This window comes from Streptomyces sp. NPDC014006 (assembly GCF_043088925.1).
Lineage (GTDB): Bacteria > Actinomycetota > Actinomycetes > Streptomycetales > Streptomycetaceae > Streptomyces.
In genome coordinates this window covers 1-2,697 of sequence record NZ_JBICAJ010000050.1, presented here as the reverse complement: position 1 = coordinate 2,697, position 2,697 = coordinate 1, and the positions used below count along the sequence as shown (strand labels likewise).

At 56.7% G+C, this 2,697-nt stretch carries 2 rRNA genes; both read right to left on the bottom strand.

Going from position 1 to position 2,697, the window contains the following annotated elements:
- A 5S ribosomal RNA gene (gene rrf, locus ACF1GV_RS42500) occupies nucleotides 1-117 on the bottom strand.
- Nucleotides 118-210: 93 nt separating this feature from the next.
- Nucleotides 211-2,697: ribosomal RNA gene (locus ACF1GV_RS42495) — 23S ribosomal RNA — on the bottom strand; the annotation flags it as partial.

The window sequence follows — 2,697 nt, the reverse complement described above, 5'->3', positions numbered from 1 at the left end:
GTTCGGCGGCGTCCTACTCTCCCACAGGGTCCCCCCTGCAGTACCATCGGCGCTGTAAGGCTTAGCTTCCGGGTTCGAAATGTAACCGGGCGTTTCCCCTACGCTATGACCACCGAAACACTATGAAACTGTCGAACAATGCCGCACCACGCTCTGTGAAACGTGGGGCCGTTCGTGGTTTCAGAACCAACACAGTGGACGCGAGCAACTGAGGACAAGCCCTCGGCCTATTAGTACCGGTCACCTCCACACGTTACCGTGCTTCCAGATCCGGCCTATCAACCCAGTCGTCTACTGGGAGCCTTACCCCATCAAGTGGGTGGGAGTCCTCATCTCGAAGCAGGCTTCCCGCTTAGATGCTTTCAGCGGTTATCCCTCCCGAACGTAGCCAACCAGCCATGCCCTTGGCAGGACAACTGGCACACCAGAGGTTCGTCCGTCCCGGTCCTCTCGTACTAGGGACAGCCCTTCTCAAGACTCCTACGCGCACAGCGGATAGGGACCGAACTGTCTCACGACGTTCTAAACCCAGCTCGCGTACCGCTTTAATGGGCGAACAGCCCAACCCTTGGGACCGACTCCAGCCCCAGGATGCGACGAGCCGACATCGAGGTGCCAAACCATCCCGTCGATATGGACTCTTGGGGAAGATCAGCCTGTTATCCCCGGGGTACCTTTTATCCGTTGAGCGACGGCGCTTCCACAAGCCACCGCCGGATCACTAGTCCCGACTTTCGTCCCTGCTCGACCCGTCGGTCTCACAGTCAAGCTCCCTTGTGCACTTACACTCAACACCTGATTGCCAACCAGGCTGAGGGAACCTTTGGGCGCCTCCGTTACTCTTTAGGAGGCAACCGCCCCAGTTAAACTACCCATCAGACACTGTCCCTGATCCGGATCACGGACCCAGGTTAGACATCCAGCACGACCAGACTGGTATTTCAACGACGACTCCACCCATACTGGCGTATGAGCTTCAAAGTCTCCCAGCTATCCTACACAAGCCGAACCGAACACCAATATCAAACTGTAGTAAAGGTCCCGGGGTCTTTCCGTCCTGCTGCGCGAAACGAGCATCTTTACTCGTAGTGCAATTTCACCGGGCCTATGGTTGAGACAGTCGAGAAGTCGTTACGCCATTCGTGCAGGTCGGAACTTACCCGACAAGGAATTTCGCTACCTTAGGATGGTTATAGTTACCACCGCCGTTTACTGGCGCTTAAGTTCTCAGCTTCGCCACCCCGAAGAGTGACTAACCGGTCCCCTTAACGTTCCAGCACCGGGCAGGCGTCAGTCCGTATACATCGCCTTACGGCTTCGCACGGACCTGTGTTTTTAGTAAACAGTCGCTTCTCGCTGGTCTCTGCGGCCACCCCCAGCTCACGGAGTAAATCCGATCACCGAGCGTGGCCCCCCTTCTCCCGAAGTTACGGGGGCATTTTGCCGAGTTCCTTAACCATAGTTCACCCGAACGCCTCGGTATTCTCTACCTGACCACCTGAGTCGGTTTAGGGTACGGGCCGCCATGAAACTCGCTAGAGGCTTTTCTCGACAGCATAGGATCATCCACTTCACCACAATCGGCTCGGCATCAGGTCTCAGCCACATGTGCGACGGATTTGCCTATCGCACGGCCTACACCCTTACCCCGGGACAACCACCGCCCGGGATGGACTACCTTCCTGCGTCACCCCATCACTCACCTACTACCAGATCGGGTCAGCGGCTCCACCACTTTCCTTTCCCCGAAGGGTCCGGAACGGCTTCACGGCCTTAGCATCACTGGATTCGATGTTTGACGCTTCACAGCGGGTACCGGAATATCAACCGGTTATCCATCGACTACGCCTGTCGGCCTCGCCTTAGGTCCCGACTTACCCTGGGCAGATCAGCTTGACCCAGGAACCCTTAGTCAATCGGCGCAAACGTTTCTCACGTTTGTATCGCTACTCATGCCTGCATTCTCACTCGTCAACCGTCCACGACTACCTTCCAGTGCCGCTTCACCCGGCAGACGACGCTCCCCTACCCATCACAGCACCCGTTGGGGCTTATTGCTGCAATGACACGACTTCGGCGGTACGCTTGAGCCCCGCTACATTGTCGGCGCGGAATCACTAGACCAGTGAGCTATTACGCACTCTTTCAAGGGTGGCTGCTTCTAAGCCAACCTCCTGGTTGTCTGTGCGACTCCACATCCTTTCCCACTTAGCGTACGCTTAGGGGCCTTAGTCGATGCTCTGGGCTGTTTCCCTCTCGACCATGGAGCTTATCCCCCACAGTCTCACTGCCGCGCTCTCACTTACCGGCATTCGGAGTTTGGCTAAGGTCAGTAACCCGGTAGGGCCCATCGCCTATCCAGTGCTCTACCTCCGGCAAGAAACACACGACGCTGCACCTAAATGCATTTCGGGGAGAACCAGCTATCACGGAGTTTGATTGGCCTTTCACCCCTAACCACAGGTCATCCCCCAGGTTTTCAACCCTGGTGGGTTCGGTCCTCCACGAAGTCTTACCTCCGCTTCAACCTGCCCATGGCTAGATCACTCCGCTTCGGGTCTTGAGCGTGCTACTAAAAACGCCCTGTTCGGACTCGCTTTCGCTACGGCTTCCCCACTCGGGTTAACCTCGCAACACACCGCAAACTCGCAGGCTCATTCTTCAAAAGGCACGCAGTCACGAGAACAAGGCAAGCCT